Origin of the sequence: Pseudomonas sp. NFACC45, from assembly GCF_900113505.1 — a bacterium.
GTDB lineage: Bacteria > Pseudomonadota > Gammaproteobacteria > Pseudomonadales > Pseudomonadaceae > Aquipseudomonas > Aquipseudomonas tehranensis.
The window spans coordinates 1-17,543 of sequence record NZ_FOPO01000010.1 but is presented as its reverse complement, the minus strand read 5'-3'; the positions used below and the strand labels follow the sequence as shown (position 1 = coordinate 17,543).

The following is a 17,543-nucleotide window of genomic DNA, read 5'->3' as shown; positions in this document are numbered from 1 at the left end:
ACCCAAGGACTTTTATGTCGCGTCGCATCTCACCGGTCATACCCGGCTTCGGGCTGACGCTGGGCTACACCCTGGTGTATCTCAGTCTGATTGTGCTCATACCGCTGGCGGCAATGTTCGTGCATGCCGCCCAGCTCACCTGGGAGCAGTTCTGGGCAATCATCTCGGCGCCACGAGTGCTGGCGGCCTTGAAGCTCAGCTTCGGCACGGCTCTGTGCGCGGCGATCATCAACGGCGTGATCGGTACGCTGCTGGCCTGGGTGCTGGTGCGCTACACCTTTCCCGGTCGCAAGATCATCGATGCAATGATCGATCTGCCATTCGCCCTACCTACGGCCGTGGCCGGCATCGCGCTGACGGCGTTGTATGCACCGACAGGTCTGGTGGGCCAGTTTGCCACCGACCTGGGTTTCAAGATCGCCTACACCCCGCTGGGCATTACCCTGGCGCTGACCTTCGTAACGCTGCCGTTCGTGGTGCGCACGATGCAACCGGTGTTGGCCGATATTCCCCGTGAAGTCGAAGAAGCCGCCGCCTGTCTCGGCGCCAAGCCATGGCAAGTGGTTCGTCACATCCTGGTGCCGGCGTTGCTGCCGGCCTGGCTGACCGGCTTCGCCCTGGCGTTTGCCCGTGGTGTGGGTGAGTACGGTTCGGTGATTTTCATCGCCGGCAACATGCCGATGAAAACCGAGATCCTGCCACTGCTGATCATGGTCAAGCTCGACCAATACGACTACACCGGCGCCACCTCCATTGGCGTGCTGATGCTGGTGGTTTCCTTCCTTCTGTTGCTGGTGATCAACCTGCTGCAGCGGCGCATCGAAACCCCATAAGGAGGCACGGACATGTCCCAAACGTCTATTTACGCGACCTCCACCAACGCCGCTCGCCGTGGCAGTGCAGCTTCGCGGCGAGTCCTGCTCGGCCTTGGCTGGCTGATTTTTGCGCTGTTCCTGCTGCTGCCGCTGTTCATCGTGGTCTCCCAGGGACTGAAACTGGGCCTGGGGGCGTTCTTCACCGCAATCTTCGAACCCGATGCCTTGTCGGCGCTCAAGCTCACGGTGATCGCGGTGCTGATCTCGGTGCCGCTGAACCTGGTGTTCGGTGTCAGCGCCGCATGGTGCGTGAGCAAGTATTCATTCCGTGGCAAAAGCTTGCTGGTGACCCTGATCGACTTGCCGTTCTCGGTTTCGCCGGTGATCGCAGGCCTGGTGTACGTGCTGATGTTCGGCGCCCAGGGGCTGTTCGGGCCGTGGCTTTCGGATCACGACATCCAGATTGTGTTTGCGCTGCCAGGCATCGTACTGGCGACAATTTTTGTCACCGTGCCTTTCGTGGCCCGCGAGCTGATCCCGCTGATGCAGGAGCAGGGCACCCAGGAAGAGGAAGCCGCGCGCCTGCTGGGCGCCAACGGCTGGCAAATGTTCTGGCATGTCACCGTGCCGAACATCAAGTGGGGCCTGATCTATGGCGTGGTGCTGTGTACGGCCCGGGCCATGGGCGAGTTCGGCGCGGTGTCGGTGGTGTCCGGGCACATTCGCGGGGTCACCAACACCCTGCCGTTGCACGTCGAGATCCTCTACAACGAATACAACCACGTGGCCGCGTTCGCCGTGGCGAGCCTGTTGCTGATCCTGGCGCTCTTGATTCTGCTGCTCAAGCAGTGGAGCGAAAACCGTATCAACCGTCTGCGCAACAGCAGCGCGGAGGAATAAGTCATGTCGATTGAAGCCCGTAACGTCAGCAAGAATTTCAACACCTTCAAGGCCCTGGACAACATCAACCTGGACATCCAGAGCGGTGAGCTGGTGGCGCTGCTCGGCCCGTCGGGGTGCGGCAAGACCACGCTGCTGCGGATCATCGCCGGCCTTGAAACCCCGGACCAAGGCAACATCGTGTTCCACGGTGAGGACGTGTCTGGCCACGATGTGCGCGATCGCAACGTGGGTTTCGTGTTCCAGCACTACGCCTTGTTCCGCCACATGACCGTGTTCGACAACGTCGCCTTTGGCTTGCGCATGAAGCCCAGGAACCAACGCCCGAACGAAAGCCAGATCGCAACCAAGGTCCACGAACTGTTGGGCATGGTGCAACTGGACTGGCTTGCCGACCGCTATCCCGAACAGCTTTCCGGCGGACAGCGCCAGCGCATTGCCCTGGCCCGGGCACTGGCGGTGGAGCCCAAGGTGTTGCTGCTGGACGAACCCTTCGGCGCCCTCGACGCCAAGGTTCGCAAGGAACTGCGGCGCTGGCTGGCGCGGTTGCACGAGGACATCAACCTGACTTCGGTGTTCGTGACTCACGACCAGGAAGAAGCCATGGAAGTCGCCGATCGGATCGTGGTGATGAACAAGGGTGTGATCGAGCAGATTGGCTCGCCGGGCGATGTCTACGAAAACCCCGCCAGCGACTTTGTGTATCACTTCCTCGGCGACTCGAACCGCCTGCACTTGGGTGAGGATCGGCATGTGCTGTTCCGCCCCCACGAAGTCTCGCTGTCGCGTTCGGAGTTGGAGGATCACCACGCCGCCGAAGTGCGCGACATCCGCCCGCTGGGCGCCACCACCCGGGTGACCCTGAAGGTGGAAGGCCAGAGCGATCTGATCGAAGCTGAAGTGGTGAAGGACCACGACAGCCTGGTGGGCCTGGCGAAGGGCGAGACGCTGTTCTTCAAGCCGAAGGTCTGGCAGAAAGTCTCGAACCTTTAAGATCAAAAGCATCGCGAGCAGGCTCGCTCCCACAGTGGAATGGGCTTGACCACAAGTCTTTGGGTCACCCAAAAAACCTGTGGGAGCGGGCTTGCTCGCGAAGGCGTAGTCACATTCACCCTCGATGCAATCTGACCCGCCGCTTTCGCGAGCAAGCCCGCTCCCACAAGTGGAGCGGTGTCGGCCACAACATCTGCGGCCCAGCCCCCAGTCTCCTGTGGGAGCGAGCCTGCTCGCGATGGCGGTCCCGCTGACGCCCCGATCAGAATCTGAATAACCCCGCCCAACCTTGCTTCGATTGGTTCTACACCAATACCTTTTCCCATCTAAATCCCTACCTAGACTCTGACTTGCCAGGAGGCAAGTGAGAGTTCATGACGGACCGGTGTTATCTCCTGGCGCCCTGATGCCAAGGAGATAAAGCATGAGAATGGAAGTCAGTCGGCATGGCCCGTTTGGCTATGCCTTGCTAAGCGTTTTATTGAGCCCATCCGTCAGCGCCACCCCCACGTTGTCACCGCAGATACCCTTCGATGTCACGGTTGCCGAGGAACATCCCACTCTGGCCAGCCTTCAGCGCGATTTCGATGACCTGTCATGGCAGACGTTCATTGCCTTGAACTGGCCGGCGCTGGACAACGGCAATCCGAATACCGGCACTCCCATCGGCAAACAGGATGGGGCGACGGTGTGGGAAAGCTGGAAAGAGAGCTACCAGATCTTCCGGGCCAAGGGTCAGGCGCCGTTGGCCTGGGACGCGCCGGCGACGCTGCCCGAAGCGTGCAAGTCGCTCAAACCCGGTCGCCTGTTGCAGCAGATGGGCAAGGTGCCCGATGTGCTGGATGAGTTTATTCAACCCTTCGAGAGTGGCCCGTTGGTGGATCAGAACGGTGCCTATACGCGCAACGAAATCGTGGTCAATCGATCGATGTTCGATTCAATTGTCGACAATGGTCTGTACAGCATCGAAGGCCAGCAGCAGTTTTTTGCCGCAAACCCGACCAACACCGTGGCTTTCAGTTGCGGCTCGGCCAAGACACAGGACGTCGGTGCGCTGATGGTGAAAGCGTCGTGGAAAGTGCTGGGCGCCAATGATCGCCCGCAGGATTTTCACACCGTTGATGCGCTGGTCTATACACCGGGAAACAGCGACCCGAGCAAAGGACCCATTGTCGGGGAGTCGTGCAAGTCCGAACCGGTGGGATTGGTGGGACTGCACATCGTTCACAAGACCGACAGCGCAGCGCAATGGGTCTGGTCGACTTTTGAACATGTGAAGAACGTACCCGAAAAGACCACGCCCCCGGCCCAGCGGGTGGGACCTTATCTGTTCTACAACACTGCCAGCCAAAGCGACATCAACCAGCCGCCGCCCCGGCCATGGAATCCGGCGGTCAAGGCAACACCCTCGCAGATCGTGCGTGAGATACCGCTGACCGAGGCCACCAAAACCCTGAACGCCACCTATCAAGCCCTGTTGCGTACGGTCAACCCACAGAGCGTCTGGGCGAACTATCAACTGATCAGTACCCAGTGGCCGTCGGCACCACAGCCCAACTGTCAGATATCAGCCGCCAACCCGCTGGGCAATCCCGCTCCGTTGTTCCTGGCCAACGCCACGCTGGAAACCTACATCCAGGGCACCGTACCCCAAGGGTCTTCCAGTTGCATGGCGTGTCATGGCAATGCGGCGACCCATGTCACCGAATCCCCGCGCACCAGCTTCGCGGATTTCACCTATTTGCTCGAACGCGCGCAGTCCACGACTGGACAAGGAGTCAAGCATGAGCAGTGATCTGGAGAATTTCGTAGGCCTTTCATCGGTCCTGACTGGCATTTCCACTGAGCGATTGGCGCCGGAGATCGACCAGGTGGGTTTGCCACCGCTGTTTCTTGAATTCATCACGCCAAGAGTCACGCCTGATGTGCTCAGTACATTGCTGACTCAATACGCCAACCTGGCGGGGGACAATCAATCCCCGGATCAGATCGCCCAAGCGGTGTTGATGGACGGAACGCGACCGGCCGACACGCAGACCGCCAAAGCCGCGCGTTCGATCATGAAGCTGTGGTTGCTGGGCGTCTGGTATCAACCCTATGACGCGGCGAGTTTCAAAAAGGATGAGCAGACGGTGGTGTCCGACCAGGCTTATATCAATGGATGGGCCTGGAAAGCCGCCCAGGCTCATCCCATGGGCTACAGCGAGATGTTCTTCGGCTACTGGAATACGACGCCGCCCAGCCTTGAGGATTACACCGGGGTACCCGCCAACACGCAGCAAGGAGCTTCGTCATGAGTACCGAACAAGCAGAGGTGGTCATCGTTGGTGCGGGGTTGGCCGGCAGCATCATCGCTTATCAGTTGGGCATGGCTGGCGTGGATGTGCTGGTGCTCGAATCGGGCCCGGAGATTCCGGCCAATCGTACGCAGTATCTGGAGCGCTTCTACACCGCGACCCTGAAAACCCCGGAATCACCCTATCCTCCGGTATCGACCCTGGATACACCGCGTGATCCGACCAAGGAAAATGCCCCGCGGGCAACCATCGCCGATCTGATCCTGGGTTGGGACAAACCGGCGATCAGTTACCTGGTGCAGAAAGGTCCGTTGCCCTTCAACAGCACCTATGAACGGGTGGGCGGCGGGACGACCTGGCATTGGGTGGGGACGTGCCTGCGCATGGTACCGAACGATTTTCGCCTGAAGAGCAAGTACGGCGTCGGGGTGGACTGGCCGATCGGCTACGACGATCTGCAAAGTGCCTATTGCCGGGCCGAGGCGGAAATCGGTGTGTCGGCCAATGTCGCCGACCAGGCTTATCTGGGCATGACCTTTCCCGAGGGCTATTCATTCCCGATGCACAGCATCCCGCTGTCGCTGGTCGACGGCAGTTTTGTCACGGCGGTGACAGGGCAGTCTTTCGATGGCTTGCCATTGGTCGTCAGCCCGACGCCGGCTGGGCGTAACTCCCAACCTTACGCCGGGCGCCGGGTGTGTGCCGGCAATACCAACTGCACGCCGATCTGCCCGATTCAGGCCAAGTACGACGCCACGGTGACCATGAACAAGGCCCTGGCCACCGGCAAGGTCCGGGTCATGTATCGGACCGTAGCCAGCAAAGTGACCGTGGGCTCGGACAAGAACATCAACGGTATCGAGTTCATTCAATATCAGCTTGGCGAGGGACCGAAGACGGGAAACGGCGTGGCCATCGGACAGCGATACGTGATCGCGGCCCATGCCATCGAAACCCCTAAATTGTTGCTCAACTCCAAGACCCCGGACTGGCCCAAAGGTGTGGCCAACAGCAGCGGGCAGGTGGGACGCAGTCTGTCCGACCATCCGATTTACCTGGCGTGGGGGCTGATGCCAGAAGGCAAGACGGTTTTCCCCTATCGTGGCCCGGTGTCCACGGCGGGCATCGAGAGCCTGCGCGACGGTGCTTTCCGCAGCCAGCGAGCGGCATGGCGCATCGAAATCGGCAATGAGGGCTGGAACTGGCCGGTTGGCGATCCTTACGTCACCGTGGCTGATTTTATCGACGGGACGAACACAAGCCGCACCAACCCATTGCCAGCGAAAGAGACACCGGCGCCGCCCACTGAGGCGCTTTACGGCACGGCACTGATCAAAAAACTCAATGAGCTGTTCATCCGCCAGTTTCGGATCGGCTTCCTGGTGGAACAGGTGGAAGACCATCCCGACCAGGCCAATAGCTACATCGTGCCCTCGACGGATAACTACAAGGACGGGCTTGGCATTCTTCGGCCGGAAATCCACTACGACCTGTCCGATTACACCAAGGAAGGTTTCAGGCAGGCGAAGATACTGGCGAGCCACATCATCAAGGACCTGCTCGGCGCCGTGGAACTGACAGCCCCCATTGGCAAAGGAACCTTCAACTACAAAGGCGAAGATTACAGCTTCCAGGGCGCCGGACATCTGATGGGGACCTATCGCATGGGCGATGATCCAGCCAAGTCGGTGGTGGACAAATACCAGCGCAGTTGGGACCACAAGAACCTGTTCCTGGTGGGTGATGGCGTGTTCCCCAGCACGGGCACCTCGAACCCCAGCCTGACGATTGCGGCGCTGTCGTTCCAGGCCGGGGACACCGTGGCCAACGACCTGAAGGCAGTGACGATGCAGGTCCAATCCAACGTCGCCTGGCAGGGCACTGGAGTGCAGATCAACGGGTTGGTACCGCGCGTGGTTCGCTACGTCAGTGGGCTATGGTGCGCGAGTCCGCAGGGGGGCAATGTCGACGGAAAGGGCGGGTCGAGGCACATCGACTACAGCAGCTATGCCTTGCCCGGTGCCGCCGAAGGCGCCTTGATCGGTCGTGTGGGCGATGGTGGCAAGCCGTTCCTGGTGGGTGATCTGGCGCAGGTTCCGGGCGACCAGCAGGGGGAACTGCAACTGTGCATCAACGATGATCTGACCGGGCAATATGGGGCTGGCTTGAAAGATAACACCGGCGCGCTGATGATACGGGTCGAGTTTGGTGCGCTGTAACTTGAGCGGTAGGGCCTGACTCTTGTGGGAGCAAGGCTGGCCCGCGATGGCATCGCCTCGGTCTAACAGCTACACCGAGGTGTTTGCATCGCGGGCAAGCCTTGCTCCCACAGAGGGGAAGGCTGGCATTGCGTTGTTTTTCAGACGGCCGAGCGCTGGTTGCGCAACATCACGGGCCCGGCGCGCTCTGCAATGGCCCGCTTCAGTTCGCCACGAAGCCCCAGCAGGAAACCCGCCTCCACCACCACGAACAGCGGTCCGACAATCAACCCGGTGAGGTCATCGACGAACGCCGGTTTACGGCCTTCGTAATAGTGGCCGACGAACTGGATCACCCAGCCCACCACGAACATCCCCAAGCCACTGCCCAGCCATACCCAGGTGCTTTGCGCGGCGAGCACCTGGCCCAGCCATAGCGCCAGGGCCAGCAGTACCGTCATCACCACCCCCAAGCGCAACTCCAGGCGCAGATAGAACCAGGCACTGGCTACCGCTACCAGCAGCGCCGGCGACACCAGGAGCGCGCCCATCGGCCAACCCGGCCGTGACAACAGCACGGCTACGGCGACGAAAATCAGCGGAATACCGATGAAGTGCGTGGCGATGTTACGTGGATCGCGGTGGTAGGCGGCGTATTGACTGAGATGATCAACGAGGCTTTTCATTGTTGTTCCTCCTGAGGTGATGCCTGCATGATGCCCGGGTTCCACGAGGCGTTCTGTCAGTTAGCCGACACTTGTCCCGGAGTTTCCATGAATACGCATCCCTGGCACTCGCACCTGTTGGCCGGTCACTGGTACAGCCACTTGCCCGCTGAGTTACAGAATAGTCTGTTGGGCATGTCGCGGGTGCGCCGCCTGGTGCCAGGGCACCGGCTGTTCCAGCGCGGTGACCCGCCCTGCGGGATGTACGCCGTATTGGAGGGCGCGGTACGGATCGGCGCAGTGAACGAACAGGGCAAGGAAGCGCTGCTCAGCGTGGTGGAAGCGCCCCACTGGTTTGGTGAAATCTGCCTGTTCGATGGCCAGCCGCGCACCCATGACGCGGTGGGCGTGGGCCAGTGCACCTTGTTGCACTTGCCTCAGGCGTCGTTGATGGCGTTTCTGGAAGAACATCCGGTCTATTGGCGAGATATTGCGCGGCTGATGAGCCACAAACTGCGCCTGACCTTCATCAATCTCGAACACCTGAGCCTGATGCCCGCCCCGGTACGTGTTGCCCATCGCCTGCTGATGATCGCCGAAGGCTACGGCGAAATCGAACCGGCGCGACGGGTCTTGCAACTGCCCCAGGAGCAACTCGCGCTGATGCTCTCACTGTCGCGCCAGACCACCAACCAAATCCTCAAGGACTTGCAGGGCCAGGGCATTGTGCACCTGGGTTATGGCGAGATCGAAATTCTGGATATCGAGCGGTTGCGGGCGTTGACCACAACCTGAGTCCGGCCCGGCATCTGTGGGAGCGGGCTTGCTCGCCAAAGCGGTGGGCCCGTTGGCTGTGATGTTGACTGTGCTGCCGTCTTCGCGAGCAAGCCCGCTCCCACAGGGTTTGTGTGTGCCATAAATCGAATGTGGGAGCGAGCCTGCTCGCGATAGGGCCAGCCCGGCCAGCGCAAACCCCTACCGCAAACCGTCACGAAACTGCCCCGGCGTCATTCCGGTCCAGCGCTTGAACGCACGGCTGAAGCTGCTGGCGTCGGCAAAGCCCAAGAGATAACCGACTTCGCTCAGCGAACATTGCGGGTCGCGCAGGTGTAGCAGCGCCAGGTTTTCCCGGCATTCGTTAAGCAGCGTGTCGAAGCGGCAGCCTTCATCGGCCAAATGCCGTTGCAGGCTGCGCAGGCTCAGGTGCATGGCCTGGGCGATGCGCTCGGCGCTGGGTTCGCCTTCGGGTAGTTGGGCCTCGATAGCGGCTCGCACCTTGCGCTCCCAGGTCAGTGGCTGGAGCTGGGCGAGGGTGCGCTTGAGTACCGTCTCGTTATGTTCAGCCAGCTCCGGGTTGGCGTCGTCCAGGTGGCTGTCGAAATCGACGAGGTTGAATTCCAGGCAATCTTGCTCGGCGCCGAAATACACAGGTGAACGAAACACTTTATGCCAGGGGCCAGGGTCTGATGGTTCCGGGCGCCGCAAGTACACCGCCAGCGGTGCGTAATCGCGGCCCAGTCGGTTGCGACACGTGCGTACGTAAATCGCGGCGAATGCATCGATGGCTTCAAAGGCCGGCGTCGCCCGGCCCTGGGGCACATCGAGAGTGAAGCGGTAACGGTCTTCGCAGCGGCTCAGTTGCAGTATCAATGCATCGCTGACCACTGGGTGATAACGCACGATCCGCTCAAACACTTCTCGCAAACTGCCGCTGGCCACCAGGGCATAACCCAGCGCGTGGAACGTAGTGGGGCTGACGAAGCGAGACACCCGCAGGCCGATCGCCGGATCGCCGCTGGCCTGCACGGCCAGCTCCCACAGGCGCGTGGTGGCCGAGAGCGGATAACGGGCATTCGGGTCGTCCATCCATTGCGGATCGAGCCCGGCCTCCAGGCACAGGGCATGGCTGTCCAGGCCCAGCGCATCAAGCTGTTTGCGCAGGGCGCGGGTCCAACTGGCGAGGGACGTGGATTCAGTCATGGCAATTGGCGCTTGCGGTCAACAGGTTGGCGTTTACGGCTACCACCCTAGGGGGCATCGCCCGGCAGGATGAGCACATCTCTAACAGAGGATGTAAGCCATGCACGGCACTTGCGCAAGCCCCGAGCGATTGAATGCACAACAGCGGTCCGCCCATATTCGCCAAGTGGTCCTGGCCCGTGGCGAGGAGCTGCGCCAGCGCTACCCGATCCTGCGCCACCAGGATGCGTTGGGCGCGGGCATCCTGGCGTTCGCCCTGGCCGGGATGGTCGGTTCGGCACTGCTCTACATCAACGGTTACCTGGCCGGTTGGGCGTGCCTGCTACTCAACGCTTTTTTCGCCTCACTGACCCACGAGCTGGAACACGACCTGATCCACAGCATGTATTTCCGCAAGCAACGCGTACCCCACAACCTGATGATGGGCCTGGTGTGGCTGGCGCGCCCCAGCACCATCAACCCGTGGATCCGCCGCCACTTGCACCTCAATCATCACAAAGTGTCCGGCAGCGAGGCCGACCTGGAAGAGCGGGCCATCACCAACGGCGAGCCCTGGGGGTTGGCGCGCTTGCTGATGGTGGGCGACAACGTGATGTCGGCCTTCATTCGCCTGCTGCGGGCCAAGACCTGGGCGCACAAGCGCAGCATCCTCAGGCGCACGCTGAAGGTGTATTTCCCCCTGGCGCTGTTGCACTGGGGCGCGTGGTACGTATTTCTCGGTTTCCATGGGTCCAACACTGTCGCCCATCTGCTTGGCACGTCGATTGATTGGTCGGCGACTACGCTGGCAGTGATGCACGTGATCGATATCGCAGCGGTGGTGATCATCGGCCCGAACGTGCTGCGCACCTTTTGCCTGCATTTCATCAGCTCGAACATGCATTACTACGGCGACATCGAGGTGGGCAATGTCATCCAGCAAACACAGGTACTCAACCCGTGGTGGCTGTGGCCGTTGCAGGCGTTCTGCTTCAACTTCGGCAGCAGCCACGGGGTCCATCATTTCGTGGTCAAAGAGCCGTTCTACATCCGCCAGATGACGGTGCCGGTGGCCCACAAAGTGATGCGTGAGATGGGGGTGCGGTTCAATGATTTCGGCACGTTTGGCCGGGCGAACCGGTTTGTGCGGGAAGAGGGGGTGGTGCGCAAGGAAGCTCCCGCCGGGCCTGCAGGAGCTGTGTAGGGGTTGTGTAGGAGCTGACGAGTGCAACGAGGCTGCGATCTTTCCCCTGACGCTTGAATCCCAAGTGAAAGATCAAAAGATCGCAGGCTTCACCAGCTCCTACACAGTCCTGCGAAAGCAGGTCAGAACTGGTAACTCACCGTAGCCGCCACGTTGCGTTCTTCGCCCAGGTAGCAGTAGCTCAGGCTGGCGCAGGAGGCGACGTAGGTTTCGTTGGTCAGGTTGTTGGCGTTCAGGCGCACGTCCACGCCTTTCAAGCCGACCTTGCCCAGGTCATACCCCACCGACGCATCGAACAATGTATAGGACGGCACCTTCATGGTGTTTTCCGCATCGGCCCAGCTGTAGCCGACATAACGTACGCCACCGCCCAGTCGCAGGCCATCGAGCGCGCCGCTGTCGAACTTGTAGTCCGCCCACACCGAAGCCATGTGGCGGGGGGCCTGGGTCGGTGAGTTGCCCTTGTTTTCGATGATGTCGGTGGCGGTGCTCAACGTGCTGATCATCGACTTCGAGTATTCGATATCGGTGAAGGTGTAGCTGCCCAGCACTTTGAACTGCTCGGTCAACTGCAGATGCGCTTCCAGTTCCAGGCCTTGGGAGCGAACGGCACCGACGGCGCGGTAGAAGTTTTCCTGGGGCAATTTGGTCGCCAGGTTCTCCTGATCGATGCGGAACAGCGAGGCGGTGTACAGGTCATCCGTACCCGGTGGCTGATACTTCAGGCCCAGTTCCCATTGCTTGCCATCGGTCGGCGGCAGCGGATTGCCGGCGCTGTCGGCGTAGGAGTTGGGGTTGAACGACTCGGAGTAGCTGACGTACGGCGCCAGGCCGTTGTCGAACAGGTACAGCGCCCCGGCGCGGCCAGTGAGCTTGCTGCGCTTGTCGTTGATCTCGGTGCCTTGCGGGCGGCCGAACTCAGCGATGCGGTTTTCATCCGAGGTTTTCACCCAGTCCTGACGCAGGCCCAGGGAGAAACGCCATTTATCCATCTCGATCAGGTCTTGCAGGTAGACACCGGTCTGTTCCAGGCGCCGCAGGTAGCTGGTGGGGCTGAAGTAGGTGATGGCCGAGTTGCCATAGACCGGGTCGAAGGCGTTGATCGGGGCCAGGCCGCCGCTGGTCCAATCCACCACGGTCTTGCGCCGCTGGTAGTCAGCGCCCATCAACACGGTGTGCTTGGTCGCCCCGCTGAAAAATTCAGCCTGCAGCATGTTGTCGACGATAAACGAATGCAGTTTTTCTTCGGCGCCGGTGTAGTAGCGGTTCAGCTCGTTGCTGGTCGGGGTGGTCCAGCCGTAGGCATAGACCTGATCATTGGTGACTTGGGAGTCCAGGTAACGGAAGTTCTGCCGGGCGGTGAAGACATCGTTGAAACGGTGTTCGAACTGGTAGCCGAATGACTGCTGATCACGCTCATAACCATCGACCCCCGGCTCGCCTTCGAAGAAGTTTTCCGAGATACGCTTGCCGTTGCGCTGATGCAAGGTGCCGTCGGCCGGCATGCCGCCGTGATAACCACCGTCGGGGTCGTGCTGCAGGTAGGCCTGAAGCGTCAGCGACGTGTCTTCGGTAAAGTCGATGCTCACCGTGGGGGCGAGGGCAAAGCGCTTTTCCTTGGTGTGGTCGAACTGCGTGTCGGAGGTGTCCGCCAGGCCCACCAGGCGATAGGCGATGCGTTTGTCGTCATCCACCGGACCGGTGAAGTCGAAGCCCATGCCGCGTTGGCCCTGGGTGCCGACCGTGGCCTGGATCTGGTGATAAGCCTCGTACAGTGGTTTCTTGCTGGTGAGCGCCACCAGGCCGCCGGGGGAGCTGCGGCCATAGAGCACCGAAGACGGGCCTTTGAGAATATCGACCCGCTCAAGGAAGTACGGATCGACCTGCATGGAGCTGTAGGTGCCGCTGTCGCCCATGGACTTGAGGCCGTCGAGGTAGATGTTGTCCACCGAGCCATCGTTGAAACCGCGCATCGCCACGTAGTCGTAGCGATGGGTCGCGCCGTAGGGGTTGGTCAATACCCCGGGGGTGTAACGCATGGCCTGGGAAACGGTTTGCGCGCCTTGGTCGTCCATTTGCTCGCGGGTTACCACGGAGACGCTTTGCGAGGTTTCCCGCAGGGCGGTACTGGTCTTGGTGGCGACCTGGCTGTGGGTGGCGTTGTAGCCCGCCATGCTGCCTAAGGCGTTACCCAGGGCAAACCCCTTGATGTCGGTGGTCGGCAGCGCCAAAGTCCCGTCCGAGGCCTCGGTTTGCAGCACATAGCTGCTGCCATCGGGGCTGACGGCGGTCAGGCCCGAAGCGCTGAGCAGATGGCTCAGGGCCTGGTCCGTCGAATACTCGCCGTGCAGTCCCGGGGACTGGATACCGCTGGTCTGCTGCGGAGTGCTTGCCAGGGTGATGCCGGCCTGACGAGCGAACTGGTTCAGCACATCGCTCAGGGGGCCGGCGGCAATGTTGTAGCTCTGGCGGGCGGCGGTGATGCCGTCTTGCGCCGCGACAGCGAACATCGGCACGGCACCTGCACTGAGCACGGTGGTGAACAGCGCAGCGCGGATGGCATGGCGCAACAGGCCTGTTTGCGAGGAGCGGCCAAAGGGGGTGTTGAGGTTTACGCGCTCAGTCATTGTGGGTTTCCGTTGGAGTCGCTAAGGGCAGATAAGCGTTGCTTACTGTCCTAGCCGGACTTGCGCGCAAAACCCGCCAAAAAAAATCAGGCCGATTCCTGCACCGTGACCCACCAGCGGGTTCGATAGCGTAATTGCACGGGGAGCGTGCGCGGCAGGACGGCCAGTAACTTGTCGGTGTCTTCCAGGCGGAAAACACCTGACAAGCGCAAGTCTGCAATCGACGCAGCGCATTTCAGATAGCCCTGGCGGTAACGTCCTACCTCGTTGAGGAAGTCTTCCAGGCGCATGTTGCGCGTAACGAGCAAACCGTCCGCCCAGGCGCCGACGTCCATATCCAGCGGCGGCGTCATGGTCGCGGTTGATGAACTGATCAGATAGCTCTGCCCGGCGCTCACCATCAGCGCAGTCCCATCGCCGCCGCGGTGCGAACGGATCGCGACCTTGCCACGGGTGACGCTCAGGCGTGTGCAGGCATTGTCCTGCCGCACGACGAAGCGCCCGTCCAGCCCTTCAAACAGACCATGTTGGCTGCGCACCAGCAGCGGCCGCTCGGGATCGTGACCGCAGGTGAGCATGATTTCACCCCGCGTCAGGCTGATCAGGCGATGCTCGGTCGTGTAGTCCAGGTCGGCGGCGCTGTCAGTGTTCAGTTCAAGCCGCGTACCGTCCGGTAGCTGGAAGCCTCGGTGTTCACCGGTGGTGGTGGCGAAATCCGCGTTCCACGATTGCCAGCCCAGATCCTTGCCCAGCCAGGTGGCGGAGCCTATCAGCGCCACCCCCGACAACAGTTTCAAGGCCTGGCGCCGACCGAGTCGCTGGGCGCTGTTTTCCAGGGTGTCGAGAGCGACGTGGGCGCCGGGGACCGCCCTCAGGTTCGAGGTCAATTCACTGTGCAGCGATTGCACCCGCTGCCAGGCCAATTCGTGTTCGTGATGGGAGGCGCGCCAGACCTCGCATTGTTGGCGCAAGGCCGGATTGGCAGCATGGTTGCGCAGGCGCAGCAGCCAGTTGATCGCTTGCCTGACTACCTGTTGGGATGGGCCGCTGCGTCGACTCAACACGTTATCCACTGGCTCAGCTTTCATAGCGCAACACGTAGCAGTGATACAGCGCATCGGCGACGTATCGTTCCACCGACCGCAAGGAAATGCCCATCTGCTCGGCAATCTGCTTGTACGTCAGGCCTTCGCACTGGGCCAGCAGAAACGCCTTGCGCACTTTCGGCTTCAGGCCCTCCAGCATTCTGGCGACGGCTTCCAGCAACTCCAGGATCAAGGCCTGGGCTTCGGTGTCGGGGGCTTGGGCGGGTGGCAGGTGGGCGATGGATTCCAGGTAAGCGCGTTCGATTTCTTCCCGGCGCCAATGATCGATCACCAGGCCTTGGGCGATGGTGCGTAGAAAGGCGCGGGGCGACTTGAGCTCAAGGCGTTCGGTGCGTTGCAGCAGGCGCACGAAGGTGTCCTGTGCCAGGTCCGCTGCGTCGGCAGCATTGCCCAAGCGGCTGCGCAGCCATGTGTGAAGCCAGCCGTGATGGTTGCTGTAGAGCGCCTGAACTGCAAACTGGGGAGAAGACATGAACGCGAAGGCCTGGATATCACAAATGATAATAGGTCGCATTGTCATCAGCGGTCAGTGAATTTGCAACCACCGTTCGACGCACCGTGTCCTTCCGTCGCCCATTTGTTCAAAGGGCTCATATTTTTTTAACTGTTGCCGACAGCGTTATATGCGTGCACCAAAGTGGAGCAGATCACAAGTCCGCCCGCGCTGTGACATGAATGCTGCAACCGGAATGCACCCCCACTCCCTGCATAAGAAGCCTGTCGATGAATCTGAAGTTCAGCCATAAAATCCTTCTGGCCGCCTCTGGTGTGGTCGTTCTGGCTTTTGCCCTGTTCACGCTCTACAACGACTACCTGCAACGAAACACCATTGGCAGCAGTCTCGAATCTTCCATCCAGCAGTCCGGCGACCTGACGGCCAGCAGCGTCCAGAACTGGATGAGCGGCCGGGTGCTGGTGCTGGAAAACCTGGCGCAGAATATTGCGCACCAGGGCGCGGGTGCCGATCTGCCGGGGCTGGTGGATCAACCGGCGCTGACGTCGAATTTCCAGTTCACTTACGTGGGCCAGGCCAACGGCGTCTTCACCCAGCGCCCTGACGCAAAAATGCCCGACGGCTACGACCCGCGCCAGCGCCCCTGGTACAAACAGGCAGTCACCATCGATCAAACCATGCTCACCCCGCCCTACATGGCAGCGGTGGGCGGCCTGGTGGTGACCATCGCCCTGCCGGTGAAGCACAACGGTGAGCTGCTCGGTGTGGTGGGTGGCGACCTGAGCCTGGAAACCCTGGTGAAAATCATCAACTCCGTGGATTTCGGCGGCATCGGCCATGGGTTTCTGGTCAGCGGCGACGGTCAGGTCATCGTCAGCCCGGACAAGGACCAGGTGATGAAGAATCTCAAGGACATCTACCCCGGTACGCCAGTGAGCATCGAGAAAGGTATCCAGGAGGTTGAGCTCAATGGGCAGGATCGCATTCTTTCGTTTACCCCCGTCGCGGGCCTGCCAAATACTCAGTGGTACATCGGTCTGTCGATCGACAAGGACAAGGCCTACGCACCGTTGAGCCATTTCCGTACCTCGGCGCTGATTGCGATGTTTGTGGCGGTGGCGGCCATTGCGTTGTTGCTGAGCCTGTTGATCCAGGTGTTGATGCGTCCGTTGACCACCATGGGGCGTGCCATGCAGGACATCGCCCAAGGTGAAGGCGACCTGACCCGGCGTCTGGTGGTACAGGGCAAGGATGAGTTCGGTGAGCTGGGGAGTTCATTCAACCAGTTCGTGGAACGGATTCACGCGTCCATCTCGGAAGTGTCTTCCGCCACTCGGCAAGTGCATGATCTGTCGCAGCGGGTGATGACTTCGTCCAATGCCTCGCTCGTTGGCTCCGATGAGCAGAGCGCCCGCACCAACAGCGTGGCAGCGGCCATCAATCAGTTGGGCGCCGCGACTCAGGAAATCGCCCGCAATGCCGCCGACGCCTCGCAACAGGCCAGTGGTGCCAGCGAGCAAGCCGATGACGGACGCCAGGTGGTGGAAAAAACCATCCAGGCCATGACCGAGCTGTCGCAGAAGATCAGCCTCTCGTGCACCCAGATCGAAACCCTGAACGCCAGCACCGACAACATCGGGCACATTCTGGACGTGATCAAGGGCATCTCTCAGCAAACCAACCTGCTGGCGTTGAACGCTGCCATTGAAGCGGCCCGTGCCGGTGAAGCCGGACGTGGGTTTGCGGTGGTGGCCGATGAAGTGCGTAACCTGGCGCACCGTACCCAAGAGTCGGCGGAAGAAATCCACAAGATGATCACCTCGCTCCAAGTCGGTTCCCGTGAAGCGGTGACGACGATGAACGCCAGTCAGGTGTCCAGCGAAGAAAGCGTGGAAGTGGCCAATCAGGCCGGCTTGCGGCTGGTCAGCGTGACGCAGCGCATTGGTGAAATCGACGGCATGAACCAGTCGGTGGCCGCCGCCACCGAAGAACAGACCGCCGTGGTGGAAACCCTCAACATGGACGTCAGCCACATCAACCTGTTGAACCAGCAAAGCGTCGCCAACCTCAATGAAACCCTGAAAGATTGCGATGCCCTGTCGCAACAGGCCAACCGGTTGAAGCAACTGGTGGACAGCTTCAAGATCTGATCTCTGCCAACATCACCGCCAACCGTCCCGCCGCCATCGCGAGCAGGCTCGCTCCCACAGGGGATTGGCGGTGGATCTGGCTCTGGCGGCCAACCGAAATCAGTGTGGGAGCGAGCCTGCTCGCGATGACGGCGGCACAGCCAACATCATCGTCAGCTGACCCACCGCTTTCGCG

General features: G+C 60.9%; 15 protein-coding genes. 9 read left to right on the top strand and 6 right to left on the bottom strand.

The window, feature by feature from the left end; translation table 11 throughout:
* Positions 1-14: 14 nt before the first annotated feature.
* The 6 genes from cysT (at position 15) to BM132_RS18615 (ending at position 7,224) form a co-directional block, all read left to right on the top strand.
* A complete protein-coding gene (cysT, locus tag BM132_RS18640; protein WP_092399401.1) occupies positions 15-833 on the top strand; it encodes a sulfate ABC transporter permease subunit CysT in 819 nt (272 codons plus the stop codon).
* A gap of 12 nt (positions 834-845) precedes the next feature.
* A complete protein-coding gene (cysW, locus tag BM132_RS18635) occupies positions 846-1,715 on the top strand; it encodes a sulfate ABC transporter permease subunit CysW (RefSeq protein ID WP_092399399.1) in 870 nt (289 codons plus the stop codon).
* A gap of 3 nt (positions 1,716-1,718) precedes the next feature.
* The gene (locus tag BM132_RS18630) at positions 1,719-2,708 is read left to right on the top strand and encodes a sulfate/molybdate ABC transporter ATP-binding protein (RefSeq protein WP_092457666.1); all 990 of its coding nucleotides are present in this window, start codon (positions 1,719-1,721) and stop codon (positions 2,706-2,708) included.
* A 424-nt stretch (positions 2,709-3,132) separates the two neighbouring features.
* Positions 3,133-4,503, top strand: coding sequence for a cytochrome C (locus BM132_RS18625; RefSeq protein ID WP_092457663.1), 1,371 nt, complete (start codon positions 3,133-3,135; stop codon positions 4,501-4,503).
* Positions 4,493-5,005, top strand: a complete 513-nt coding sequence (locus BM132_RS18620) for a sorbitol dehydrogenase (RefSeq protein WP_092457660.1) — start codon at positions 4,493-4,495, stop codon at positions 5,003-5,005. The genes BM132_RS18625 and BM132_RS18620 overlap by 11 nt, the downstream gene beginning before the upstream one ends.
* Positions 5,002-7,224 (top strand): GMC oxidoreductase, encoded by a 2,223-nt coding sequence (locus BM132_RS18615; protein WP_092457657.1) that lies wholly within the window; start codon positions 5,002-5,004, stop codon positions 7,222-7,224. The genes BM132_RS18620 and BM132_RS18615 overlap by 4 nt, the downstream gene beginning before the upstream one ends.
* 140 nt (positions 7,225-7,364) lie before the next feature.
* Here BM132_RS18615 and BM132_RS18610 read toward each other — a convergent pair whose 3' ends face one another.
* A complete protein-coding gene (locus BM132_RS18610) occupies positions 7,365-7,889 on the bottom strand; it encodes an Mpo1 family 2-hydroxy fatty acid dioxygenase (protein WP_092457654.1) in 525 nt (174 codons plus the stop codon).
* A gap of 87 nt (positions 7,890-7,976) precedes the next feature.
* Between BM132_RS18610 and BM132_RS18605 the strand changes: the two genes are divergently transcribed.
* Entirely contained in the window at positions 7,977-8,663 is a 687-nt protein-coding gene (locus BM132_RS18605) for a Crp/Fnr family transcriptional regulator (protein ID WP_092457651.1), read from the top strand.
* Between the two features lie 180 nt (positions 8,664-8,843).
* Here BM132_RS18605 and BM132_RS18600 read toward each other — a convergent pair whose 3' ends face one another.
* Complete coding sequence (locus BM132_RS18600) at positions 8,844-9,848, bottom strand: AraC family transcriptional regulator (protein WP_092457648.1); 1,005 nt, start codon at positions 9,846-9,848, stop codon at positions 8,844-8,846.
* Positions 9,849-9,948: 100 nt separating this feature from the next.
* On the opposite strand from BM132_RS18600, the gene BM132_RS18595 reads away from it, so the two are divergent.
* Positions 9,949-11,031, top strand: a complete 1,083-nt coding sequence (locus tag BM132_RS18595) for a fatty acid desaturase (RefSeq protein WP_092457645.1) — start codon at positions 9,949-9,951, stop codon at positions 11,029-11,031.
* A gap of 122 nt (positions 11,032-11,153) precedes the next feature.
* On the opposite strand, the gene BM132_RS18590 is transcribed toward BM132_RS18595, so the two are convergent.
* The 3 genes from BM132_RS18590 to BM132_RS18580 all read right to left on the bottom strand — a co-directional run bounded on the left by BM132_RS18590 (position 11,154) and on the right by BM132_RS18580 (position 15,236).
* Positions 11,154-13,658, bottom strand: coding sequence for a TonB-dependent siderophore receptor (locus BM132_RS18590; protein WP_092457642.1), 2,505 nt, complete (start codon positions 13,656-13,658; stop codon positions 11,154-11,156).
* A gap of 86 nt (positions 13,659-13,744) precedes the next feature.
* Positions 13,745-14,746, bottom strand: a complete 1,002-nt coding sequence (locus tag BM132_RS18585; protein WP_092457639.1) for a FecR domain-containing protein — start codon at positions 14,744-14,746, stop codon at positions 13,745-13,747.
* On the bottom strand, positions 14,736-15,236 hold the full coding sequence (locus BM132_RS18580) for a sigma-70 family RNA polymerase sigma factor (RefSeq protein ID WP_092458134.1): 501 nt from the start codon (positions 15,234-15,236) through the stop codon (positions 14,736-14,738). The genes BM132_RS18585 and BM132_RS18580 overlap by 11 nt, the downstream gene beginning before the upstream one ends.
* Positions 15,237-15,487: 251 nt before the next feature.
* On the opposite strand from BM132_RS18580, the gene BM132_RS18575 reads away from it, so the two are divergent.
* Positions 15,488-17,368 (top strand): methyl-accepting chemotaxis protein, encoded by a 1,881-nt coding sequence (locus BM132_RS18575; RefSeq protein WP_092457636.1) that lies wholly within the window; start codon positions 15,488-15,490, stop codon positions 17,366-17,368.
* Here the strand turns inward: BM132_RS18575 and BM132_RS28580 are convergent.
* Positions 17,358-17,543 (bottom strand): hypothetical protein (locus tag BM132_RS28580; RefSeq protein WP_218157844.1); only part of this gene is annotated, 186 nt, incomplete at its 5' end. The genes BM132_RS18575 and BM132_RS28580 overlap by 11 nt on opposite strands.

Bases quoted from the DNA above. Each gene is read 5' to 3' on its own strand.
- BM132_RS18625 (WP_092457663.1), top strand. From the start codon at position 3,133: ATGAGAATGGAAGTCAGTCGGCATGGCCCGTTTGGCTATGCCTTGCTA.
- cysT (WP_092399401.1), top strand. From the start codon at position 15: ATGTCGCGTCGCATCTCACCGGTCATACCCGGCTTCGGGCTGACGCTG.
- cysW (WP_092399399.1), top strand. From the start codon at position 846: ATGTCCCAAACGTCTATTTACGCGACCTCCACCAACGCCGCTCGCCGT.
- BM132_RS18630 (WP_092457666.1), top strand. From the start codon at position 1,719: ATGTCGATTGAAGCCCGTAACGTCAGCAAGAATTTCAACACCTTCAAG.
- BM132_RS18595 (WP_092457645.1), top strand. From the start codon at position 9,949: ATGCACGGCACTTGCGCAAGCCCCGAGCGATTGAATGCACAACAGCGG.
- BM132_RS18620 (WP_092457660.1), top strand. From the start codon at position 4,493: ATGAGCAGTGATCTGGAGAATTTCGTAGGCCTTTCATCGGTCCTGACT.
- BM132_RS18585 (WP_092457639.1), bottom strand. From the start codon at position 14,746: ATGAAAGCTGAGCCAGTGGATAACGTGTTGAGTCGACGCAGCGGCCCA.
- BM132_RS18615 (WP_092457657.1), top strand. From the start codon at position 5,002: ATGAGTACCGAACAAGCAGAGGTGGTCATCGTTGGTGCGGGGTTGGCC.
- BM132_RS18580 (WP_092458134.1), bottom strand. From the start codon at position 15,236: ATGTCTTCTCCCCAGTTTGCAGTTCAGGCGCTCTACAGCAACCATCAC.
- BM132_RS18575 (WP_092457636.1), top strand. From the start codon at position 15,488: ATGAATCTGAAGTTCAGCCATAAAATCCTTCTGGCCGCCTCTGGTGTG.
- BM132_RS18605 (WP_092457651.1), top strand. From the start codon at position 7,977: ATGAATACGCATCCCTGGCACTCGCACCTGTTGGCCGGTCACTGGTAC.
- BM132_RS18590 (WP_092457642.1), bottom strand. From the start codon at position 13,658: ATGACTGAGCGCGTAAACCTCAACACCCCCTTTGGCCGCTCCTCGCAA.
- BM132_RS18600 (WP_092457648.1), bottom strand. From the start codon at position 9,848: ATGACTGAATCCACGTCCCTCGCCAGTTGGACCCGCGCCCTGCGCAAA.
- BM132_RS18610 (WP_092457654.1), bottom strand. From the start codon at position 7,889: ATGAAAAGCCTCGTTGATCATCTCAGTCAATACGCCGCCTACCACCGC.